Below are 4,870 nucleotides of genomic sequence, written 5' to 3' on the forward strand. Positions count from 1 at the left end.
GGTGACCCGGCGGTGCCCGTTGCGCCGCGCCGGCTCCGCGCCCGGCTCGGGCACGGTCAGCGGTACGTCGTAGCGCGCGTCACGCCGCTCCTCCGGGCTGTTCACGAACGCTCCTGGACGGTCGAGCGGACCTGCCTGATGCTCTCCAGCACCAACTGCTCCGCGGCGGCGAGCTGGTCCCGGGTCACCACCACGCCACCGTGGTGGGCGCGGATGAAGTCCTCGAAGGCGGCGGCGGTGGAACGGGGGGTGAAGCCGTACTCGCGCTCCAGCCGGCCGGTGTCGACCACCCGGCCGTGCACGAAGAGGTCGACCTGGTCCAGGCCGTAGCGCCCGAAGCCGAGCGTGCGGGCGACCGCGGCCACCCCGGCCAGGCCCGGCTCCAGCACCGGCAGCGCCACCCGGCCGGCCCGGCGGATCGCCTGCGACAGCGACAGCACGCCCGGTCCGGCGACGTTGTAGGTGCCCGGGTGCTCCTCGGCGACCGACCGGTGCAGCACCTCCAGCGCGTCGTCGAAGTGGACGAACTGCAGCCGCGGGTCACGGCCGAAGACGGTGGGCACCACCGGCTGGGAGAAGTAGCGGGTGAGCGTGGTGTCGGCCGCGTACCCGATGAACGGGGCGAAGCGCAGCACGGTGGCGGTGACGTCCGGCCGGCGGCGGCGGAACCCCCGCACGTACCCCTCGATGTCGAGGATGTCGCGGCCGAACCCGCCGCGCGGCACCTCGCGCGGCTCGGTCTCCTCGGTGAAGACGGCCGGGTCGCGGAACGACACCCCGTACGCGGCGGTCGACGAGCGGACCACGAGCTTGCGCAGCCGGGGTGCCCGCTGGCAGGCGGCGAGCAGCTGCATGGTGCCGATGACGTTCTGTTCCTTCATCCCCGTCCGGCCGCCGAGCTGCGGGTCGGGTGCGGAGACCAACGCCAGGTGCACCACGGCGTCGACGTCGAGGTCGGCGAGGAGACCGCCGAGCGAGTCGAGGTCGATGCGAACCCGCTCGACGTCGGAGAGGAGGTCGGTCAGCTCGGGGTTCGGCGGGGCGGGGTCGACGCCGATGACGCGTTCGATGCGCGGATCGGCGGCGAGCCGGGCGGCGACGTTCGCGCCGAGGTAGCGGCCGACTCCGGTGACGACGACGACCCCCGGAGCACCGGAGGTGCCACCGGGGGTCATGTCGTGCGCCTTGCGCGGCAGGCGGGATCGAGCCGGGACGTCCGCGGCCTGATCACCTGAGCCTCCGAGGGTCGACAGTTGGCAAGTGGTGCCGGATGCCGGGCCAGGGCCCGGCCCCGGTCACTTGCCGAGACGGCGACGCTGGACGCGGGTCTTGCGCAGCAGCTTGCGGTGCTTCTTCTTAGCCATGCGCTTGCGGCGCTTCTTGACCACCGAGCCCATACGACAGCCTTTCGATGCAACGTGCGGGGCGGACCGGGAGGCGCCACCACCGGTGGCACCGTGCCCGCTTCGGACAGCGGACCGGACCAGCGTGGTGGGCAGGGCACACCAGGGTGCGGTCACGGTCGTGCTCCAGGGTAGCCGGAGAGCGTCAGCAGGACCAACGCGCCCCCGTCGATGCCCCTTTTCGTCGCACTCGGCGGACCGGCCGACGAGAGGTCAGGCGGACTCCTGGAACGCGCCCCGGAGGTATTCGTGCACGGCGTGCTCGGGCACCCGGAACGACCGGCCGACCCGCACCGCGGTCAGCTCACCGCTGTGCACGAGGCGGTAGACGGTCATCTTGGAGACCCGCATGACCGTCGCCACCTCGGCGACGGTCAGGAACCTGACATCCGACAGCCGTGCGTCGGACTGCGACCCGGCCATGGCTCACCGACCCATTCCCGTGCCCGGCGCGTGTCACCGGGCAGGTGCTCCCGCCTCGACGAGCGACGCGCGTGTAACCAGTACGGTAGCGGGGCGGCTGTGACCAGCGCGATCCCTTCTCTCGTTTGATCATGGCGGGACGGCCGTTCACCCGGTGTCCACCAGGGCTTTTTCGCCCGGACGGGTGGCTCGTCCCGTTCCCGTCCGCGGGACCGGCGGCGGCTACTCGGCGCGCAGCGCCACCACCGGGTCGAGCCGGCCGGCCCGCTGCGCCGGCACCACGCCGAACACGATGCCCACCGCGGCCGAGACGCCGAAGGCGAGCGCCAGCGACCACCAGGTGATCGCGGCCGGGATCGGCGAGAACGCGTCGACCAGCAGCGCGGTGCCGACGCCGAGCGCCATCCCGGTCAGACCGCCGATCGAGGTGAGCAGCACCGCCTCCAGCAGGAACTGCACGCCGATGTCCCGGGGGCGGGCGCCGACCGCCTTGCGCAGGCCGATCTCGCGGGTGCGTTCGCGTACCGAGACCAGCATGATGTTCGAGACGCCGACGCCGCCGACCAGCAGCGAGATGCCGGCGATGGCGGCCAGGACGCCGGTGAGCACGCCCAGGATGTCGCCGAGCACGCCCAGGATCTGCTGCTGGGTGACGGCGCTGAACTCGGTGTCCGGGTGCCGGCGGGACAGCTCCGCCACGATCCGCTCGCCGAGCTGGTCGATCCGCTCCCGGTCCGGCGCCTTGACCGCGATGCCGTCGATCCGCTGGGTGCCCCACAGCCGCTGCGCGGCGGTCACCGGCACGTGCACCTCGTCGTCCCGGTCCACGCCGAGGCTCTGCCCCAGCGGCGCGAAGACGCCGATCACCCGGAACCGTACGCCGGCGAGGGTGACCTGCTGGCCGAGCGGGTCCCGCTCGGGGAAGAGCGTCCGGGCCACGGACGCGCCGAGCACCGCCACCCGGCGGCTGGTGTCGACGTCCGCGCCGGTCAGGTAGCGCCCCCGGGACAGCGACCGGGTGAACACCGACGGGGTGGTCTCCAGCACGCCCTGCACGGTGGTGAAGTCGGACCGGTTGCCGGCGCGGGCGGTCGCGCCGGAGGCGACCGTCACGGCCACCCGGCCGGGGTCGCCGACCACCCGGGAGACGGCGTCGACGTCCTTGAGGTCCAACGGCGACACCACGGGTGCGGTGCCCACCTCGATCTTTCCGGGCACCACCAGGAGCAGGTTCGAGCCGAGCCCTTCGACCTGCTGTTCCACCTGCTGCTTGGTGCCGGTGCCGATGGCCACCAGGATCACCACCGAGGCGACCCCGATGATCACGCCGAGCATGGTCAGCAGGCTGCGCATCCGGTTGGCCCGCAGCGCGTCCAGCGCCACCCGCCACGCCTCGGCCACCCTCATCCGGCACCCCCGGCGCCGGTACGCGGAAGGCGCCCGGTGGCTCCGGCGGCGCCACCGGAGCCACCGGGCGGGTGCCCCGGACCGCTTCCGGACGCGGACCGGGGCTCCGCGCTGGGAGCGGGGTCCAGTGTCGCAGGTGCGCCGGACCCGGCCGACCCCGGTCGATCATGACGGGTGTCGGAGCGGATCAGCCCGTCCCGGACGGCGATCCGGCGGTGCGCCCGGGCGGCCACCTCCTGGTCGTGCGTGACCATCACCAGCGCCACCCCGGACTCGGCGTTCAACCGCTCCAGCAGCTCCAGCACCGCCTCCCCGGTGGCGCTGTCCAGGTTGCCGGTGGGCTCGTCGGCGAGCAGCACCGCCGGTTCGGTGACCAGCGCCCGGGCGATCGCCACCCGCTGCTGCTCGCCGCCGGAGAGCTGGTTGGGACGGTGGTGCAGCCGGTGCCCGAGCCCGACCCGGCCGAGCATCGCCGCCGCCCGCTCCCGCCGCTGCCGCGCGCCGACGCCCCGGTAGACCAGCGGCAGCGCCACGTTGTCCACCGCGGACGTCCGGGCCAGCAGGTGGAACGCCTGGAAGACGAAGCCGATGGTCTCGTTGCGCAGCGTCGCCAGCTCCGGGGCGGTCAGCGAGGCCACGTCCCGGCCACCGATCACCAGACGACCGCCGGTCGGCCGGTCCAGCCCGCCGAGCAGGTGCATCAGCGTGGACTTGCCGGAACCGGACGGGCCGATCACCGCCACGTACTCACCCTGGTCGATGGTGAGCGAGACGCCGCGCAGCGCGGACACCGACACCCCGTCCAGCTCGTAGGTGCGCGAGACGTCGACCGCCTCGACCGCGGCGACGGTCACGGCAGTTCCTGGCCGTCGCGCACCTGGTCGGCGCCGCGCACCACCACCCGGTCGCCGGCCCGCACCCCGTCGACGATCTGCACCAGGTCCTGGCCCTGCACGCCGACCGTCACCGGGACCCGGTCCGCCCGGCCGTCGCGCAGCACCCAGACCGCGTCCCGCCCGTCGGCGGAGAACACCGCCGAGGCCGGTACGGCCACCGCGTCGGCGGCCTCCCGCACGCGCAGCCGGACCACCGCGTTCATGCCGGGGCGGGGCGCCGGTGCGGCCTCCGTCTCGCCGAGCCGGCCGGTGCCCAGGTCGAGCCGGACCCGGTAGGTGACACCGCCCCGGGCCGAACTGGTGGGCAGCACGTCGACGGACCGCACCGTGGCCTCGTACGTCGCGCCGGTCACCGCGTCCAGCTCGACCGTGGCCGGCACCCCGGCCCGGACCAGCAGCACGTCGGTCTCGTCCACCTCGGCGAGCAGGCCGAGCCGTCCGGTGTCCACCACCGTGAGGACCGGAGTGCCGGCGGTGACCCGACCACCGGCCGGCACCGCGTCGTCGACCCCGGCCGGCGGGCCGCCCTGACCGGCCCCACCCAACGCCGACGGGTCCAGCCCGGGCACCGCCGCACCCCCGGCCGCGCCGAGCAGCCCGGCAAGGTCGGTGGGCGTAGCCGCCCGGGTGCCACCCGGCTGCACCACCCCGCGCACTACCTGGGCGAGGTCGACGGGCCGCTCACCGGGCGCTCGGAGAAGCTGCAACTCCTCGACGACCTGCTGGGCACCGTCCTGGCCG

General features: G+C 74.3%; 6 protein-coding genes. All 6 read right to left on the reverse strand.

Features of this window, described 5'->3' with window-relative positions; genetic code table 11:
- Positions 1–101 precede the first annotated feature (101 nt).
- Entirely contained in the window at positions 102–1,175 is a 1,074-nt protein-coding gene (locus HUW36_RS25570) for an NAD-dependent epimerase/dehydratase family protein (protein ID WP_174530492.1), read from the reverse strand.
- 120 nt (positions 1,176–1,295) lie between these two features.
- The gene (locus tag HUW36_RS25575) at positions 1,296–1,397 is read right to left on the reverse strand and encodes a 30S ribosomal protein bS22 (RefSeq protein WP_007465623.1); all 102 of its coding nucleotides are present in this window, start codon (positions 1,395–1,397) and stop codon (positions 1,296–1,298) included.
- Positions 1,398–1,616: 219 nt separating this feature from the next.
- Entirely contained in the window at positions 1,617–1,826 is a 210-nt protein-coding gene (locus tag HUW36_RS25580) for a helix-turn-helix domain-containing protein (protein WP_013288759.1), read from the reverse strand.
- A gap of 222 nt (positions 1,827–2,048) precedes the next feature.
- Positions 2,049–3,233 (reverse strand): ABC transporter permease, encoded by a 1,185-nt coding sequence (locus tag HUW36_RS25585; protein ID WP_174530493.1) that lies wholly within the window; start codon positions 3,231–3,233, stop codon positions 2,049–2,051.
- On the reverse strand, positions 3,230–4,087 hold the full coding sequence (locus HUW36_RS25590) for an ABC transporter ATP-binding protein (RefSeq protein WP_174530494.1): 858 nt from the start codon (positions 4,085–4,087) through the stop codon (positions 3,230–3,232). The genes HUW36_RS25585 and HUW36_RS25590 overlap by 4 nt, the downstream gene beginning before the upstream one ends.
- The coding region (locus tag HUW36_RS25595; protein ID WP_246248321.1) for an efflux RND transporter periplasmic adaptor subunit at positions 4,084–4,870 on the reverse strand (787 nt) is incomplete at its 5' end. The genes HUW36_RS25595 and HUW36_RS25590, both read right to left, overlap by 4 nt.

This window comes from Micromonospora maritima, assembly GCF_902825405.1.
Classification (GTDB): Bacteria; Actinomycetota; Actinomycetes; order Mycobacteriales; family Micromonosporaceae; genus Micromonospora; species Micromonospora maritima.